At 75.2% G+C, this 16,732-nt stretch carries 13 protein-coding genes; 12 read left to right on the top strand and 1 reads right to left on the bottom strand.

Annotated features, from left to right (window positions below):
• Positions 1–201: 201 nt before the first annotated feature.
• The 8 genes from ABT048_RS33250 to ABT048_RS33215 all read left to right on the top strand — a co-directional run bounded on the left by ABT048_RS33250 (position 202) and on the right by ABT048_RS33215 (position 10,471).
• Positions 202–1,356: a glycosyltransferase gene (locus tag ABT048_RS33250; RefSeq protein WP_350525295.1), complete on the top strand. Its 1,155-nt coding sequence runs from the start codon at positions 202–204 to the stop codon at positions 1,354–1,356.
• Positions 1,357–1,749: 393 nt separating this feature from the next.
• The gene (locus tag ABT048_RS33245) at positions 1,750–3,273 is read left to right on the top strand and encodes a sugar transferase (protein WP_350525294.1); all 1,524 of its coding nucleotides are present in this window, start codon (positions 1,750–1,752) and stop codon (positions 3,271–3,273) included.
• Positions 3,274–3,278: 5 nt separating this feature from the next.
• Positions 3,279–4,622, top strand: a complete 1,344-nt coding sequence (locus ABT048_RS33240) for an O-antigen ligase family protein (protein WP_350525293.1) — start codon at positions 3,279–3,281, stop codon at positions 4,620–4,622.
• The gene (gene murJ / locus ABT048_RS33235) at positions 4,619–6,346 is read left to right on the top strand and encodes a murein biosynthesis integral membrane protein MurJ (protein WP_350525292.1); all 1,728 of its coding nucleotides are present in this window, start codon (positions 4,619–4,621) and stop codon (positions 6,344–6,346) included. The genes ABT048_RS33240 and murJ overlap by 4 nt, the downstream gene beginning before the upstream one ends.
• Positions 6,336–7,202: a polysaccharide deacetylase family protein gene (locus tag ABT048_RS33230; protein ID WP_350525291.1), complete on the top strand. Its 867-nt coding sequence runs from the start codon at positions 6,336–6,338 to the stop codon at positions 7,200–7,202. Before murJ ends, ABT048_RS33230 begins: the two co-directional genes overlap by 11 nt.
• Entirely contained in the window at positions 7,199–8,314 is a 1,116-nt protein-coding gene (locus ABT048_RS33225) for a glycosyltransferase (protein WP_350525290.1), read from the top strand. The genes ABT048_RS33230 and ABT048_RS33225 overlap by 4 nt, the downstream gene beginning before the upstream one ends.
• A gap of 49 nt (positions 8,315–8,363) precedes the next feature.
• On the top strand, positions 8,364–9,317 hold the full coding sequence (locus ABT048_RS33220; RefSeq protein ID WP_350525289.1) for a Wzz/FepE/Etk N-terminal domain-containing protein: 954 nt from the start codon (positions 8,364–8,366) through the stop codon (positions 9,315–9,317).
• The gene (locus tag ABT048_RS33215) at positions 9,314–10,471 is read left to right on the top strand and encodes a GNAT family N-acetyltransferase (RefSeq protein WP_350525288.1); all 1,158 of its coding nucleotides are present in this window, start codon (positions 9,314–9,316) and stop codon (positions 10,469–10,471) included. Before ABT048_RS33220 ends, ABT048_RS33215 begins: the two co-directional genes overlap by 4 nt.
• A 4-nt stretch (positions 10,472–10,475) precedes the next feature.
• On the opposite strand, the gene ABT048_RS33210 is transcribed toward ABT048_RS33215, so the two are convergent.
• Entirely contained in the window at positions 10,476–11,732 is a 1,257-nt protein-coding gene (locus ABT048_RS33210) for a glycoside hydrolase family 26 protein (protein WP_350525287.1), read from the bottom strand.
• Positions 11,733–12,101: 369 nt separating this feature from the next.
• Between ABT048_RS33210 and ABT048_RS33205 the strand changes: the two genes are divergently transcribed.
• From ABT048_RS33205 to ABT048_RS33190, 4 genes are all read left to right on the top strand, one after another.
• The gene (locus ABT048_RS33205; protein ID WP_350525286.1) at positions 12,102–13,238 is read left to right on the top strand and encodes a PQQ-binding-like beta-propeller repeat protein; all 1,137 of its coding nucleotides are present in this window, start codon (positions 12,102–12,104) and stop codon (positions 13,236–13,238) included.
• A 218-nt stretch (positions 13,239–13,456) separates the two neighbouring features.
• Positions 13,457–15,055: an ABC-F family ATP-binding cassette domain-containing protein gene (locus ABT048_RS33200; protein ID WP_350525285.1), complete on the top strand. Its 1,599-nt coding sequence runs from the start codon at positions 13,457–13,459 to the stop codon at positions 15,053–15,055.
• Positions 15,056–15,382: 327 nt separating this feature from the next.
• Complete coding sequence (locus tag ABT048_RS33195; protein WP_030059940.1) at positions 15,383–15,616, top strand: helix-turn-helix domain-containing protein; 234 nt, start codon at positions 15,383–15,385, stop codon at positions 15,614–15,616.
• A 250-nt stretch (positions 15,617–15,866) separates the two neighbouring features.
• Positions 15,867–16,673 carry an enoyl-CoA hydratase/isomerase family protein gene (locus ABT048_RS33190; RefSeq protein ID WP_350525284.1) on the top strand — a complete coding sequence of 269 codons (807 nt, stop codon included), beginning with the start codon at positions 15,867–15,869 and terminating at the stop codon, positions 16,671–16,673.
• The last annotated feature ends 59 nt before the right edge of the window (positions 16,674–16,732 follow it).

Here is a 16,732-nt window from a genome sequence, read left to right as displayed (position 1 = left end):
GGGCCCGCCGGGCGGCGCGCCGGAATTCGACGGCAGCGCGATTCGAGCGCGTAAATCCACCGATGCACGTGAATCGCGTGGGAATTCGAGCGGCTCGGCCACCCGTACGACGCGAAAGCCGTACGGGTGGCCGAACCGCCACCTCCGGGTGACGAGGGCCGCCCGGCACGGGGGAGCCACCCTAGGCTCGCCGCCGTGCATATGACGATCCTTCACATTTCGCAACCGGTGGACGGCGGGGTCGCCCGCGTCGTCACCGACCTGGTCCGGGGGCAGCGCGAGGCCGGCCACCGGGTGCTGGTCGCCTGTCCGCGCGGCGGGCGGCTGGCCGAGGAGGCCGCCGCGGTGGGCGCGCTGGTCCAGGACTGGCCCGCCGGGCGCTCGCCGGGCCCGGGCACCGCCGCCGAGGCCTGGCGGCTGCGCCGGATCGTCCGCGCGGCCGCGCCCGACGTGGTCCACCTGCACAGCGCCAAGGCCGGACTGGCCGGCCGGCTGGCGGTGCGCGGCGCCGTCCCGACCGTCTTCCAGCCGCACGCCTGGTCCTTCGCCGCCGTGGACGGCGCGCTGGCCGCCGCCACCCTGCGCTGGGAACGCTTCGCCACCCGTTGGGCGCACCGGCTGCTGTGCGTCAGCGTCCAGGAGCGGGCCGACGGCGTGGCCGCCGGGGTGCACGCCGACTGGGCGGTGGTGCCCAACGGCGTGGACGTCCGGCACTACGCGCCCACCGACCGCCGGGCCGCCCGGATCGCGCTCGGCCTGGACCTGGACGCCCCGCTGGCGGTCTGCGTGGGGCGGCTGTGCCGGCAGAAGGGCCAGGACGTGCTGCTGGCGGCCTGGCCGGAGGTGCTGCGCCGGGTGCCGCAGGCCCGGCTGGCGCTGGTCGGCGGCGGGCCGGAGGAGCAGCGGGTGGCGGAGCTGGTCCGGGAGACCGTCGAGCCCGCCCGGGTGCGGCTGGTGGGGGACGTGGCGGACCCGCGCCCGTGGCTGGCTGCGGCCGACCTGGTGGTGCTGCCCTCGCGCTGGGAGGGGATGGCGCTGGCCCCGCTGGAGGCGATGGCGGCCGCCCGTCCGGTGCTGCTGACCGACGTGCCGGGTGCGCGGGAGTGCCTGCCGGCGGCGGAGCGGGAGCACGCGGTGGTCCCGCCCGAGGACGTGCCGGCCCTCGCCACCCGAATGGCGGAAGCGCTGTCCGATTCGATCGAGTGCGAGCGACGCGGCGCGCGACTGCGCGAGCACGTCGTCGCGAGGCACGACGTGCGCACCGTGGTCGAACAGGTGGACGTCCTCTACCGCCATCTGCTGGGTGCCGGGCCGGTCGCCGGGCGCCGCCGGGCCCGTGTCCCAGAGCGGATCTGATCGTTTCACAAGCCGTGAATGCCCGCTGGTCCGGCGCCGGCGTATTCGCACCCTCAACCGGATAAGGGCGAGGCGTCAAATCCGAATTACCTATTAATGGGCGGCTGGAATGAAACGGCAAGTCAACTTCCAGCCCACCGCGCCAGGTTCGGTATTGTCGGATTTTGCCTGCTTCGTTCGGATTCCATGCGGGGAATTCACGGCTGAGCCCCTCGCGACCGAGTCCGGTGCGACCCGCCCCTCCGCGATCGGCCTCGCCGCGGGAGAGCCGAAAGCCACCGGCGGCAGCAGGTGCTGTCAGGACCGCGCCCACCAGGCCGGGACGGCCGCCCCGCGCAAACCGGTGCCGGGGCGCCGTCACCCCGGGCACACAGCAGGGGAGATCGTGCGCTGATGACCATTGACCATGACAGCGTGCCGCGATCCGGCGGGCCCCTGTCCGGCCCCCGCCGGCCGGGTACCGGACTGCTCGACCGCCCGGTGGGGGCGGCCCGCAGCCGGACGGTCCCGGCGCCGCACCGGCACCGCGGGACGGTCCGCAACCGGCTGGCCCTGCCGCTCGCCCTGGTCCAGGCCGACACCATCGCGCTGTGCTCCGCCGGCGGCATCGCCAACCGCGCCATCGACCCGGGCGCCCCGCTCGACCCCCTGCTCGGCGTGCCCGCCGTCCTGCCCCTGCTGATCCTGCTCAACCTGGTCGGCGGCCTCTACCGGGCCCGGCTCACCCTGTCCGTCCTGGACGAACTGCCCGCGCTGGCCGCCCGGGCGGTGGTCGCCACCGCCTTCGCCGTCACCCTGTCCGGCTGCCTGGGCGGCCGCTGGCCCGACTACGGCCCGGCCACCCCGGCCCGCCTCACCGTCCTGCTCGGCACCCAACTGCTGGTCGCCGCCATCGGCCGCGCCGTCCTCTACCACCTCGTCCGGCGGATCCGCCGCAGCCGCCCCAACCCGGTCCTGGTGCTCGGCGCCGGCGGGCTCGGCCGGCGGGTCGCCGCCGCCCTCCGCGAGCACGCCGAGTACGGGATGCGCCCGGTCGGCTTCCTCGACGCCGACCCGCCGCTGCTGGCCGGTGACACCGACCCGCCCGTCCTCGGCGGCCGCGAGGTGCTGGAGCGCGAGGTGCGCCGGCACCGGATCCAGCACGTGATCGCCACCGCCGGCGCCGCCGACGAGGCCGAGACCGCCGCCGCCCTGCGGGACGCCGCCCGGCTCGGCTGCCAGATCTGGCTGGTGCCCGCGCTGCGCGAGTTCGGCGCGCTGCCCACCGCCCCGATCGCCGGCGGCGACCACCTGTGGGGCTTCCCCTGCCTGCGGGTCGCCGGCCCGGCGATGCGCCGGCCCGGCTGGGCCGCCAAACGCGCCCTGGACATCACCGCCGCCGCGTTCGGCCTGCTGCTGCTCGCCCCCGTCCTCGCGCTCTGCGCCCTCGCCGTCCGCTTCGACACCGGCCCGGGCGTGCTGTTCCGCCAGCAGCGCACCGGGCTGGACGGCCGGGTCTTCACCGTCCTCAAGTTCCGCACCCTGCGCCCGAGCAACGAGCACGAGTCCGCGACCCGCTGGAACATCTCGCAGGACCACCGGATGGGCGCCGTCGGCCGGCTGCTGCGCAAGAGCTCGCTGGACGAGCTGCCGCAGCTGTGGAACGTGCTGCGCGGCGACATGAGCCTGGTCGGCCCGCGCCCCGAACGCCCGTACTTCGTGATGCGCTTCGGCCAGGCCTACCCCGAGTACGCCGACCGCCACCGCGTCCCGGTCGGCCTCACCGGCCTGGCCCAGGTCAACGGCCTGCGCGGGGACACCTCCATCGAGGACCGCGCCCGGTTCGACAACCGTTACATCGAGAGCTGGAGCCTCTGGCAGGACGTCAAGATCCTGTGCCGCACCGCGGCCCTGATGCTCCACCCGGACGGGAGCTGACCCCCGTGGCCCTGACCCTGCCCGCCGTCCCGCGTCCCGTCTTACGGAAGGCGCTGCCCGCACTCGCCGACCGGCCCAGCCTGCTCGCCGCGGCCACCGTCCTGCTGGTCTGCGTGCCGACCGGCGAGAAGGACGTCACCGCCGCCGTCCACATCACTGCCGCCGACCTCGCCTCGCTGGCCCTGGTCGCTCTCACCGCGGTGGACCTGCTGCGCGGACGGCTGCCCGCCGTCGACCGGAGCACCGGAGCGCTGTTCGCCGGGATCGTGGTCGCCGCCGCCGTCGCCACCGTGGGCTCGATCGACCCGGCCACCAGCGTCACCGGCTTCGTCCGGCTGGTCCAGGTCTTCGTGCTGGTGCCCGCCGCGGTGCTCTGCTCGCTGCGCGACCGCACCGACCAGCGACTGGTCCTCGGCTCCTTCGTCCTCGCGGCGCTGATCCAGGGCGTGGTCGGCGCGAAGCAGTACCTCACCCACACCGGCGCCTCCTACACCGGCCAGCCGATCCGGGCCGTCGGCACCTTCGGTGCGCTGGACGTCATGGCGATGTCCACGGTGGTCAGCTTCGGGCTGCTCGCCGCCCTCGCGCTGGCGCTGGGCGAGCGCCGGCCCGGCGGCGACGCCCGGCTGCGGCGGTCGATGTTCGCCGCCGCCGCCTTCCTCGCCTTCCCGCTCGCCGTCTCGTTCAGCCGCGGCAGCTGGATCGCCACCGGCGCCGCCGCCACCGTGCTGCTGCTGCGCGCCGACGCCCGGCTGGCCGTGCGCAGCGCCGTCCTCGGCCTGGCCGCCGCGGTCGTCCTGGTCGGCGGCCTCGGCCTCGGCGGCTCCGGCGTCACCAAGCGGCTCAGCTCGATCGGCTCCGTCTCCGCCGCGCCCGACCAGTCCGTCTCCGACCGCTACGACCTGTGGGCCACCGCCGGGCGGATCTGGCAGGACCACCCCGTCCACGGCGCCGGGCCCAAGGCCTTCCAGCAACTGCGCGACAGCCACGCCCCGTTGCGGCTGTCCTCCGGCAGCGACGCCGCCGACCCCACCATCGGCTTCCAGCGCGAACCGCTGCTCTCCCCGCACAACATGTACTTCCTGGCCCTCAGCGAGCAGGGCCTGATCGGCATCACCGCCTACGCCGCGCTCTTCCTCGGCCTCCTGCTCGGCTGCCTGCGCCGCTCCCGCGGCCTCGGCCTCGCGGCGCTCGCCCTGCTCACCTGGGTGCTGGTGGACTACCTGTACGCCGACATCGGCGGCACCACGACCGTGCTGACCTCCGTCGTCCTCGGCCTCGCCGCCCGCGCCGCGGCCCACCGCCCCCGGCCGGAGGGACACGCCGCCGACGGGGAGGCGGATCAGTGACCACCGACCGCCCGGCCGCCCTGGCCTCCACCCTCCCGGCCCCGCGCAGCGCGCCCGGCGAGCACCCGGCCGCCGTGCCCGGCCCGGCGCCCCGGGGCGGCTTCCTCGCCAGGGCCTTCGGGATCACCGCCCTGCTCAGCGCCGCCGGCTCCGGTCTCGGCCTGCTGCGCGACCTCCTGCTGGCCCGCTACTTCGGCGCCAACCAGGGCACCGACGCCTTCCTGGTCGCCTGGACCGTCCCCGAGACCGCCGCGCCGCTGCTGATCGAGGACGCCATGTCCTTCCTCATGGTGCCCGCCTTCGCCCTCGCCCTGGTGCTGCGCGAGGAGGACCCGGACGCCCCCGACCCGGTCCGCCAACTGGTCCGCGCCACCCTGCCCTGGCTACTGCTCGCGCTCAGCGGCCTCGCCCTGGCCACCGCCCTCGGCGCCCCGCAGCTGGTCGCGCTGCTCGCCCCCGGCCTGCCCGACCCCGGCCTCGCCGTCACCTGCACCCGGATCACCGCGATCACCGTGCTGCCCTTCGGCATCGCCGGCTACCTGGCCGCCGCGCTGCGCGCCCACCACCGCTTCACCGCCCCGGCCGGCATCTACGTCGTCTACAACCTCGGCATCCTGGCCGTGCTGCTCGGCTTCCACGCCTCGCTCGGCGTGCGCTCCGCGGCCCTCGGCGTCGCGGCCGGCAGCCTGCTGATGACCGGCCTGCTGGTCGGTCCGTTCCTGCGCCGGCTGCGCCAGGGCCAGCCCGGCGCCGGCCGCGCCCGCCGCCCGGGCAAGGCGCTGGTGCTGATGCCGCTCGCCCTGCTGCCGGTGGGCGCCTTCACCCTGACCCGGCAGTCGCAGGTGTTCGTCGAGCGCTACCTCGGCTCGGCGCTGCCGCCCGGCACCATCTCGCACCTCAACTACGCCGCCAAGGTCTCCCAACTCGCCATGACGGCGGGCATCCTGATCTGCACCGTCACCTTCCCGCTGGTCGCCCGGGCGCTCGCCGCCGGGGACCTCACGGCCGCCCGCGACCGGGTCGAGAAGGACCTCGGCCAGGCGGCGGCGGTCGTCCTGCTCGGCACCGCCTTCCTGATGGCCTGCGCCCCCTCCGTCGTCTCGCTGCTGTTCGAGCGCGGCGCGTTCGGCCCCCGCGACACCGCCGCCACCGCCGACGTCATCCGGGTCTACAGCTTCGGCCTGCCCGCCCAGGCACTGATCGGCGTGATGATCCGGCCGTACTTCTCGCTGCGCCCGGTGGTCCGCCGGGCCGGCGATCCCGGCACCGAGGACGGCCGCCGCCGGCTGCTGGACTGGTACCCGGCCGCCGCGATGGTGCTCGGCCTCGGCGTCACCGTCGCCACCGGCCTGCTCGCCACGCCCGGCTTCGGTGCGCTCGGACTCGCCGCCGGCAACGCGGCCGGCATCACCACCACCGCCGCGCTGCTGCTGCACGGCCTGGTGCTGCGCGGCATCCCGCTGCGCCTGCGCCGGGTGCTCGGCGGCCACGGCCGCCTGGTCGCCGCCGCCGGCGGCGCCACCGTGCTCGGCACCGCCGTCGCCGGACTGGCCGCCGACCCGCTGCTCTCCACCCTCCTCGGGGGCCTCACCGTGGCGTTGACCTTCGCCGCCCTCGGCACCGGCCTCGGTGCCAGCGAGGTGCGCGGCCCGGTCCTCGCCGCCGCCCGGGCCCTGAACCCGCCAACCCTCGCCGATGAAGGGAAGCGTCCCCATGGACAATGAACGGGGAACCGTCCGCTCGGCCCAGGCGGGCGTCGGCAACGCCCCGCCGCACCGGGCGCGACTGCCCAGGAGTCGTCACCCGGTCGGTGAACCGCCGATCCCCGGCTCCGCCTCGCCGTGGATCCTGATGTACCACTCGGTGGCGGTCGAGAAGGAGGACCCGTACCGGCTCACCGTCAGCCCCGAGCGGTTCGCCGAGCAGATCGCCTGGCTGCACCGGCGCGGGCGGCGCGGCGTCTCGGTCCGCGAGCTGATGCGGGCCCGCGCCCAGGGCCGGGACGACAAACTGGTCGGCCTCACCTTCGACGACGGCTACGCGGACTTCGCCCACTACGCCGTGCCGATCCTCCAGGCCTACGGCTTCACCGCCACCGCGTACGTGGTCGCCGACCTGCTCGGCCGCGCCAACGACTGGGACACCGAAGGCCCGCGCAAGAAGCTGCTCACCGTCCCGGAGGTCACCGAACTCGCCGCCGCCGGCTGGGAGATCGGCTCGCACGGCCTCGGCCACCAGGCGCTGCCCGGCCTGCCGGCCGAAGCCCTCGCGGTGCAGGCCCGGGACAGCCGGCGCCTGCTGGAGGAGGTGGTCGGCGGCCCGGTCACCGGCTTCTGCTACCCGTACGGAGCCGTCGACCTGCCCGCCGCCCTGGCCGTCCGCGACGCCGGGTACGACTACGCCTGCGCCATCGCGCACTCCCCGCTCACCGGCCGCTTCGCCCTGCCGCGCTGCTACGTCGGCGACCGCGACGGCGCCTGGCGACTGCGCGCCAAGAAGGGCCGGCACCGGTTGCGCGACGCCGTCACCGAGCTGCGCCGCGCGCGCGGCGAGCGGGAGAACACGGAGCGCCGGCCATGAGGGTGTTGCACATCGTCACCGGGCTCGCCTCCGGCGGTGCGGAGCGCCAACTCCACCTGCTGCTGAAGCACCTGCCCGCTCACCAGCAGTGCGAGGTGCTCGCCCTGACTAACCCCGGCGCGGTCGCCGCCGCCCTGCGCGCCGACGGCGTGACCGTCCACCACCTCGGCATGCGCGGCAACCGGGACCTCGGCGCGCTGCCCCGGCTGGTGCGGCTGGTCCGGGCCGGGCGCTACGACCTGGTGCACACCCACCTCTACCGGGCGCAGCTGTACGGCCGGCTGGCCGCGCGGCTGGCCGGGGTGCGCGCGGTGGTCTCCACCGAGCACTCGCTGCACGCCGGAGTGATCGAGGGCCGCCCGGTCACCCGGGGCGTCAAGGGCCTCTACCTGGCGGCCGAACGGCTCGGCAGCACCACCGTCGCGGTCTCCCGGCAGGTCGCCCAGACACTGCGCTCCTGGGGGGTGCCGCCGACCCGGATCGAGCTGATCCCCAACGGCATCGACACCGGCCGCTACCGCCTCCCGCCCGTCGACCGGGCCGCCACGCGCCGACGGCTGCGGGCCGAACTCGGCCTGCCGGAGACGAGCTGGGTGGTCGGCGGGGTGGGCAGGCTGGTCCCCGGCAAGCGCTTCGACGTGCTGGTCGAGGCGCTCGCCGGACTCGACCCGGCCACCCGGCTGGTGCTGGTCGGCGAGGGCCCGGAGCGTGCCGCGCTGGAGCGCAGGGCCGCCGAACTCGGCGTCCGGGAGCGGCTGGTGCTCACCGGCGAGCGCGACGACGTGCCGGAGCTGCTGGCCGCCGTGGACGTGCTGGCCGCGCCGTCCACCGCGGAGACCTTCGGCCTCGGCGTCCTGGAGGGCCTCGCGGCCGGGCTGCCGGTGCGGCACAGCGCCTGCCCGGCGCTCGACGAGCTGCCGCCCACCGCGGCCCCGCAGGCCCGCCGGATCCCGTCCGAGCCCGCCGCCTACGTCGCCGCGCTGCGCGACCTGCGGCACCTCGACGACCACACCCCCGACCCGCTGCCGAACCCGCCGGCCGTCGGTCACTACGACATCGCCCGGGTCGCCGCCGACCTGGGCGCCCTCTACGACCGGCTGGCCCGCGTCTGACCGCCCGCCACCGCCGGAACCACCGTCCCATCCCCAAGGAGCCACCCCCATGACCACACCGCGCCGAAGCGCCCGCCGCCTGGTCCGCCGCTGGTGGCCGGTGGCGCTCGCGGTTCCGCTGGGCGCCGCGGCCGGCGCCGGGTACGCCGTCGTCTCGCCCCCCTCGTACGCCACCAACGCCTACGTCCTCGTCGTCCCGCAGAACCCGGGGGAGGCGGCGACCGCGACCAACTTCGCCCAGGCGTACGGGCGGCTGGCGGGCCAGCCGCAGGTGCTCGCGGTGGCGGCCGCCGAGACCGGCCGCACCCGGGCCGAGCTGGAGGAGCTGGTGCACGGGACGACCTCCCCGGACGCGCCGATGATCGAGATCACCGGCACCGGGACGCGCGCCCAGGACGCCGCCCGGACGGCCGACGCGGTGGCCCGCTCGCTGGTCTCCTTCGCCAACACCAGCAGCAAGGACACCAACGTCCGGCTGGTGACGCTGGCCCCGGCCGCCGCGCCGGACAAGCCGACCACGCCCTCCGGCAAGCTGGACGTCGCGGTCGGCGGCGCGGCCGGGCTGCTGCTGGGCGCCCTGGTGATGATGACCCGCCGTCGGGACGGGGCCGCGGCACCGGACACCGCCGAGGGCGCCGAGGGCGCCGTACCGGCCGGGGTCCCGACGCCGCCGCGCCCGCGCACCGGGGAGCGGCCGGTCGAGGCCGCCCCGGGCGCGAAGGCCGACGCGGCGGGGGCGGGCCCGGCGGCAGCGGACGCGAAGGCCGGCCCGAAGGCGGACACGAAGGCGGACACGAAGGCCGGCGGGACGACCGCGGCCGCCGACGCCGGGCCCGCCGCAACCCCGGAGCCCGCAGCCGGGGAACTCGTCGGGGAACCTGCCGAGGCACCGGCCGGGGCGCCGGCCGCGAAGAAGACGGCCGCGAGGAAGACGGCCGTCAAGGCGACAGCCGCCAAGCCGACAGCCGCCAAGGAGAAGACCCCGGCCGGGAGCGCCCGATGAGCACCGAGATCCGCAGACCCGGCCCGCCGGCCCAGTCGGCGGCGCCGACCTGGACCACCGAGCTGCGCCGCGAGGACGACGCCCTGGACACCCTCGCCGAGGAGTGGGACGACCTGGCCGCCCGCTGCCGGACCGCCACCTTCTTCCAGGCGGCCGCCTGGCAGCGCTCCTGGTGGCGGCACTACGGCCGCCCGGGCGCGCTGGTCGTGGTGCTGGTCCGCCGGGACGGCCGGCTGGTCGGCGCGGGCGCCTTCCGGCGCCGCGGCGGACCGTTCGGCGGCCTGACCGGCCTCGGCGCCGGGCTGGTCGACTACACCGACGTCCTGCTCGACGACGACTGCGCCGACCGCGCCGCCGCCGAGTTCGCCGCCGCCCTCCCGCTCACCCGCCCCTGGCACTGGCTGGAGCTGCGCGAGGTGCACCCCGAGGCGGCGGTGCAGCGGGTGTTCGCGCACTGGCGCGGCGACCGCCGCCGCTTCGAGGACTCGCTCTGCCAGTACCTGCCGGCCGTCCCGATGGAGCGGCTGCTCAAGCGGGTGCCCGGCAAGACCGCGCAGCGCAGCCGGGTGAAGCTGCGCAAGATCGCCGAGGCCGGGGTGCAGGTCAGCTCGACGCCGCCGGCCGAGGTGCCGGAGGCGCTGGAGGGGCTGCTGCGGCTGCACTTCCTGCAGTGGCAGGAGCGCGGCGTCACCCCGGAGCACCGCACCGAGCGGTTCGTCCGGCACCTGACCGAGTCCACCACCGGCCTGGTCGCCACCGGCAGGGCCGCCGTCCACCGCTTCCACCTGGACGGCGAGCTGGTCGCGGTGAACCTGCTGCTGCTCTGCCCCTCCTTCGGCGGGCTGTACCTGTACGGGGCGCACCCGGTGCTGCGCGAGCGGCTGGACATCGCCGGGCTGCTCTTCAGCGCGGCGCTGGACGAGACGGTCGGCGCCGGCATCCCGCTGCTCGGCCTGCTGCGCGGCCGGGAACCGTACAAGCAGCGCTGGCGCCCGGACCCGCTGCCCAACCAGCGGCTGCTGCTGGGCCCCGCGGGGGCGGCGCCGGCGGCGGCCGCCCGGGCGGCGGCGGTGCGCGTCCGGCAGGCGGCGGCGCACCGGCTGAGCACCCGCTTCCCCAGGGTCAAGGAGGCGCTGCTGGCCCGGCGCGGCTGACCGCTCAGCGCCGGGCGGGCGTGGCAGCCGTCGACGGGCTCGCGGTCGGGCCCGGCGTCGGCCTCGGCGTCGCTGCCACGCTCGGCGTCGCCGCTGCGCTCGACGGGACGGCGGTGCCCGCCGGGGCGGGGGCACCAGGCGAGGCGGTTGCGGTCGGCGCCGGGGGAGAGGCGGGCGCCGCGGGTGAGGTCGGCGCCGGGGGCGCCGTCGGCACCACCGCCGGCGCCCCCTTGGACCCGGCCATCAGCTGCTTGAACCGCGCCGCCGAGCGCGGATTGCCGGAGCACTGGAAGAAGCCGTGCGGGCAGTAGTCCGTGACGGTCTGGTACGCGGTGTCATGGGTGCGGATCCAGTCGACCATCCGCTGGACGAACTCCGGGTTGTCGCCGTTGCGGAACAGCCCCCACTCCGGGTACGAGACCGGCTTGCCGCGCTTGGCGGCGAACTCCACCTGGTCCTGCAGGCCGTACGGCTCGCGCACGTAGTCGTCGAAGGTGGCCCCGGCGGGCTGGTCGTAGCTGTCCATGCCGATGACGTCGACCACGTCGTCGCCGGGGTAGCACTTGGTCCACGGGATGGCGTCCAGGCCCCGGTTGGGCGCGAAGTCGAAGCGGAACCGCTGCCCGGGCACCGAGCGCATCACCCCGACGATCCGCCGCCAGTACGCCTTCCAGGCGGAGGGGTCGGGCTTGCAGCGGTGGGTGTAGGTGGTGCCGTTCATCTCCCAGCCGAGGGTGAGCACGGTGTCCGCGCCGCCGAGCGCGACCAGCCGCCGGGCGAGCTTGAGGAAGTGCCCGTCGAAGTCCCCGCGGACGCCCTGGGCGAGCAGCCTGGCCACCTCGCCGTCCGACACGTGCGCCTCGTTGGGCACCAGCATCGGCACGCCGAGCACGAGCAGCCGGGACGGGTCGGCCAGCCGCCACTGCGACCACATGCCGAGCACCACCGGCTCGCCCTCGACGTCGGCCCAGCCGTTGCCGGCCAGGTAGGTGTGGCCGACCTGGAGGTTCGCGCCGCCCAGCCACTGCGCGTACCGGCCGATCTGCGGGATGTAGTTGTCCCAGGAGCCGACGAAGGCCCCGAACGGCGGCTCGTGCCTCGGCCGCTGGACCGGCGGGCGGGGGGCGGCGCCGCGCGGCTCGAAGGCGTCGGAGGAGAGGGAGTGCCGTTCGGCCCGGCTGAGCGGCGAGCCGGCCGGGACGCTGGCCGTGGCCATCAGCAGCAGGGCGGCGGCGGCCAGGGTCAGACGGCCGATGCGCATGGTCTCTCCTCCGGACATCGCGTGTGCGGGGCGCCCGGTCTCGGCGTGGACGGACCGTGGCGCCCCGCTCGCCGACAGTAGGCCCGCCGGAGGATCGAAAAGCCGAATGTCACCCTAAAGTGGGCGATATTCGAACGCCGTCTGCCGCAACGCTCCGCGACCGGCCCCCGTGTATCAGATCTGTAACGGTCCGTTCGGGCCCCCGCGGCCCGCCCCGGACCGCCCCGCGCAACGGTCGGGGTGCCGAACCGCGCAGGTGGGCGGGTGGGCGTACGGGCGGGGCGCGCGGGGCCGGGCACACGGTCGGCCGCGCGGTCGGAACCCGGAACCGGGCTGACTCGCCCGCCCGGCGAAAGGTACGCTCCGGCCGTGTCCCGGAAGCCGCTGCGTGTACTGACCCCCCGCTCGATCCTGCCTGCCCTGGCGGTGATGCTGGTCCTTGCGGCCGGCGCGGCGGCCCACGCGAACAAGCCGGTGCCGTTCGGCGACCGGGTGGCCGGTCCGGGCGCGGAGGCGACGCCGGTGAACTCGGAATCGCTCAGCGCGGCCGACCTGGACCTGCGGGTCGGGCCCGGCCTGGAGGCCTTCCACAAGCAGACCGGCGAGCAGGCCTGGTCCTACCGCCGCGAGGGCGCCGAGGCGCTCTACCTGGCGATGGCCGGGGACAACGCGATCGTGGTCTGGGACGACGGCATGGTCACCTCGGTGCGCCCGGGCGACCACGAGGTGCGCTGGCACCGCGCGGTACCGGGCCTGGCCGACTGGCTGCGCGGCGACGGCGAGCCCGGCGCCGACAAGCGGACCGACGCCCAGCGCAAGCAGCTCGCCAAGCAGCGGGCCGCCGGGGCGCTGCACACCGTCCAGCGGGACGGCTCGCCCTGGCTGGCCCTGGTGACGCCGAACCTGACCATGGGCCTGCGCGACGCCGACGGCGACCTGCGCTACAACGACAAGCCGGCCAACGGCTGCGCCTACGACCCGCTGCGCGCCGTGCACACCGACTACGCCGTGCTCATCCCGCGCACCTGCACCAACAGCAGCGGGCTGGCCGTCTCCGGCGGCATCACCGGCTACCGGCTGGACAGCAACGGCTGGTCGATGAGCACCGGCCCGGCCGCGACGGTCAAGGTGCTGGACCGCACCCGGGTGGAGATCACCGACGGCCCGATCGTGCCGCCGAAGATCTTCGACACCAAGGTGGCCGCGCCCGAGACCGCGTGCGGCGCCCTCGACGCGCCCTTCGCCGCCGTCCGGCCGCAGGGCGGCTGCGTCGACCCGTCGGCGGCCCCGGCCGCGGACGCCCCGGCGGCCCCCGCCGCCCCGGTGAGCCCCGCGACCCCGGTGGCCCCGGTGGCGCCCGACACCACGACCGCACCCCCGGTCGACACCACGACAGCACCCCCGGCCCCGGCCGACGCCCCGGCCGGCCCGGACACCCCGGCCGGGCCCGACGGCGCGGCTCCCACGGCGCCGGTGGACGACCAGCCGGCCGCGCAGCAGCCGTAACCGACGGGCCGTCGGGGTCGACGGGTACCCCCGGACGGTAGTCCCCCGGGGCGTTTCGCGGCGCCCGGTAGACTTGCCGCCATGGCTATCTTCTCCGGGCAATAGCGGGCGGCGGCGCTCCGTGTGCTGCGCCGACCGTCGATGAAGCCCCTTCCCGCTCGCCCGGCCCCGGCCCACCGCCCGGCCGCCCGCCCACGTCCCAGGAGTAGTTCCCAGCCATGATTTCCGCCAACGCCCTTGAGCTGCGCGCCGGTGCCCGGATCCTGATCGAGTCCGCGAGCTTCAAGGTCGCCTCCGGCGACCGGATCGGCCTGGTCGGGCGCAACGGCGCCGGCAAGACCACGCTCACCAAGGTGCTGGCCGGCGAGGGCCTGCCCGCCGCCGGGACCGTCACCCGTTCGGGCGAGGTCGGCTACCTCCCGCAGGACCCGCGCACCGGCGACCTGGACGTCCTCGCCAAGGACCGCATCCTCTCCGCCCGCGGCCTCGACACCGTGCTGAAGAAGATGCGCGAGAACGAGGACCGGATGGCGAACGGCAAGGGCGCCACCCGCGACAACGCGATGAAGAAGTACGCCCGCCTGGAGACCGAGTTCCTCACCAAGGGCGGGTACGCCGCCGAGGCCGAGGCCGCCACCATCGCCGCCGCGCTGGGCCTGCCGGACCGCATCCTCGCCCAGCCGCTGCACACCCTCTCCGGTGGTCAGCGCCGCCGCGTCGAGCTGGCCCGGATCCTCTTCTCGGACTCCGACGTGCTGCTCCTCGACGAGCCCACCAACCACCTGGACGCGGACTCGATCGTCTGGCTGCGGGACTTCCTGAAGACGTACAAGGGCGGCTTCATCGTCATCTCGCACGACGTCGACCTGGTCGAGACGGTCGTCAACAAGGTCTTCTACCTGGACGCCAACCGCTCCTGCATCGACGTCTACAACATGGGCTGGAAGCAGTACCAGCAGCAGCGCGAGGACGACGAGAAGCGCCGCAAGCGCGAGCGCGCCAACGCCGAGAAGAAGGCCGCGACCCTGAACGCGCAGGCCGACAAGATGCGTGCCAAGGCCACCAAGACGGTGGCCGCGCAGAACATGGCCCGCCGCGCCGACAAGCTGCTCTCCGGTCTGGAGCAGGTCCGGATGAACGACAAGGTCGCCAAGCTGCGCTTCCCGGAGCCGGCCCCCTGCGGCAAGACCCCGCTGACCGCCAGCGGCCTGTCCAAGTCCTACGGCTCGCTGGAGATCTTCACCGACGTCGACCTGGCGATCGACCGCGGCTCCCGGGTCGTCGTGCTGGGCTTCAACGGTGCCGGCAAGACCACCCTGCTGCGGATGCTGGCCGGGGTCGAGCAGCCGGACACCGGCGAGGTGATCCCGGGCCACGGCCTGAAGGTCGGCTACTACGCCCAGGAGCACGAGACCCTGGACCCGGAGCGCAGCGTCCTGGAGAACATGCGCTCGGCCGCGCCGGACACCGACCTGGTGCAGATCCGCAAGATCCTCGGCTCCTTCCTGTTCTCCGGCGACGACGTCGACAAGCCGGCCGGGGTGCTCTCCGGCGGTGAGAAGACCCGCCTGGCGCTGGCCACCCTGGTGGTCTCCTCCGCCAACGTGCTGCTGCTCGACGAGCCCACCAACAACCTCGACCCGGCCAGCCGCGAGGAGATCCTGGGCGCCCTGCGCGAGTTCTCCGGCGCGGTCGTGCTGGTCACCCACGACGAGGGCGCGGTCGAGGCGCTCGACCCGGAGCGGATCATCCTGCTGCCGGACGGCGTGGAGGACCTCTGGAACCCGTCCTACGCCGATCTGGTCTCGCTGGCCTGACCGGAAGTAGACGCGGCATCCGCTTTTCGGACCAGAAAAACTAGTCCATACGGCGTGTCCGGGAATGAAGTAGACCCGGATTCCGTTTAAGGACTTCCCGTCGGCCCGCCACTCGATCGTGGTCGGGCCGACGCTGCTGATCAGCCCTTTCACGGCGAACGGCGGCACCGGCCCGGGGGCGTGCACTCTGCGTGAGCGCCCTGGTGCGCTCGGATCACCACCGGAGGACCACGCATTTCCGACATCGACCTTGTCGAATGGGTGGCCAGGACGCGGTGGATGGGTGATCATGGGAATCTGACCGAGCAACGCTACGAGGAGGCACGGGTGGCCGAGACTCTGAAAAAGGGCAGCCGGGTGACCGGTGCCGCGCGTGAGAAGCTCGCGGCCGATCTCAAGAAGAAGTACGACTCCGGGGCGAGCATTCGCGCTCTCGCGGAGGAGACCGGTCGTTCGTACGGCTTCGTGCACCGGATGCTGAGCGAGTCCGGAGTGATCCTCCGGGGCCGCGGCGGTGCCACGCGGGGCAAGAACAAGGCGACTGCCGGGGCCGGTTCCTGACGGTTCGTCAGCTATTGGCTGGATGACGCGGCGGCAGGGCGCCGACCGAGGAGACGACGGCTGACCGACAGCCGGGCGTCCGCCCTCGGGTCGTGTGGACCGGCCGCCGATCGTCATGTCCGGGGTGTGTTCCGCCCCCGGCCCCCTTCCGCCCGAGCTCCGTCGATCTTTCCGGGCCGGGCCCCTGCCCTCGCGCGCCCAGTTTTGTTACTCTCCGGTAGCCACATCCCCCGCCACCGGAGGTCCACGCATGACCGCCCCCGCCACCGACCCGCAGGCCCCGAGCTGGGAGCGGGACGGCGTCCGCCTGGAGATCGAGGGCGAACTCGCCGTCGTCACCCTCTGTCAGCCCAAGCGGCGCAACGCCCAGTCGCCCGCGCTCTGGCGCGCCCTCACCGACGCGGGCCGCGAGCTGCCCGGCAGCGTCCGGGTCGTCCTGCTGCGCGCCGAGGGCGTCTCCTTCTCGGCCGGGCTGGACCGGGCCATGTTCACCGCCGAGGGCATCCCCGGCGAGCCCACCTTCCTGCAGCTCGCGGCCGCGGCCGACAAGGAGCTGGACGACACCATCGCCTCCTATCAGGAGGCCTTCACCTGGTGGCGCCGCCCGGACCTGATCTCCATCGCCGCCGTCCAGGGGCACGCCGTCGGCGCGGGCTTCCAGCTCGCCCTCGGCTGCGACCTGCGGGTGGTCGCGGAGGACGTGCAGTTCGCGATGAAGGAGACCTCGCTCGGCCTCGTCCCCGACCTGGCCGGCACCAAGCCGCTCACCGACCTCGTCGGCTACGCCCGTGCGCTGGAGATCTGCGCGACCGGCCGCTGGGTCCACGCCGAGGAGGCCACCGCGATCGGGCTGGCCAACCTGGCCGTGCCGGGCGCCGAGCTGGACGCCGCCGCCCGCGACCTCGCGGCGGCCCTGCTGGCCGCTCCGCGCGGCGCGGTGATCGAGACCAAGGCGCTGCTGCAGGGTGCCGCCGGGCGCTCCTTCGAGGAGCAGCGCTCGGCCGAACGGGTGGCCCAGGCCCGTCGGCTGCGGGAGCTCGCCGGGATCGGCGACTGACCTCGCGCCCTTCGGCCTCGCGCTGCGACCGACGGCCCGACCTCGGGGGATGCCCCGGG

This window comes from Kitasatospora sp. NPDC096140, from assembly GCF_040303045.1.
In the GTDB taxonomy this organism is placed as follows: Bacteria; Actinomycetota; Actinomycetes; order Streptomycetales; family Streptomycetaceae; genus Kitasatospora.
This window is presented reverse-complemented; position numbering and strand designations above follow the sequence as displayed.

Excerpts from the sequence above, each read along its gene's own strand:
- ABT048_RS33250 (WP_350525295.1), top strand. The coding sequence starts at position 202 with ATGACGATCCTTCACATTTCGCAACCGGTGGACGGCGGGGTCGCCCGC.
- ABT048_RS33245 (WP_350525294.1), top strand. The coding sequence starts at position 1,750 with ATGACCATTGACCATGACAGCGTGCCGCGATCCGGCGGGCCCCTGTCC.
- ABT048_RS33230 (WP_350525291.1), top strand. The coding sequence starts at position 6,336 with ATGGACAATGAACGGGGAACCGTCCGCTCGGCCCAGGCGGGCGTCGGC.
- ABT048_RS33225 (WP_350525290.1), top strand. The coding sequence starts at position 7,199 with ATGAGGGTGTTGCACATCGTCACCGGGCTCGCCTCCGGCGGTGCGGAG.
- ABT048_RS33220 (WP_350525289.1), top strand. The coding sequence starts at position 8,364 with ATGACCACACCGCGCCGAAGCGCCCGCCGCCTGGTCCGCCGCTGGTGG.
- ABT048_RS33215 (WP_350525288.1), top strand. The coding sequence starts at position 9,314 with ATGAGCACCGAGATCCGCAGACCCGGCCCGCCGGCCCAGTCGGCGGCG.
- ABT048_RS33210 (WP_350525287.1), bottom strand. The coding sequence starts at position 11,732 with ATGCGCATCGGCCGTCTGACCCTGGCCGCCGCCGCCCTGCTGCTGATG.
- ABT048_RS33200 (WP_350525285.1), top strand. The coding sequence starts at position 13,457 with ATGATTTCCGCCAACGCCCTTGAGCTGCGCGCCGGTGCCCGGATCCTG.
- ABT048_RS33190 (WP_350525284.1), top strand. The coding sequence starts at position 15,867 with ATGACCGCCCCCGCCACCGACCCGCAGGCCCCGAGCTGGGAGCGGGAC.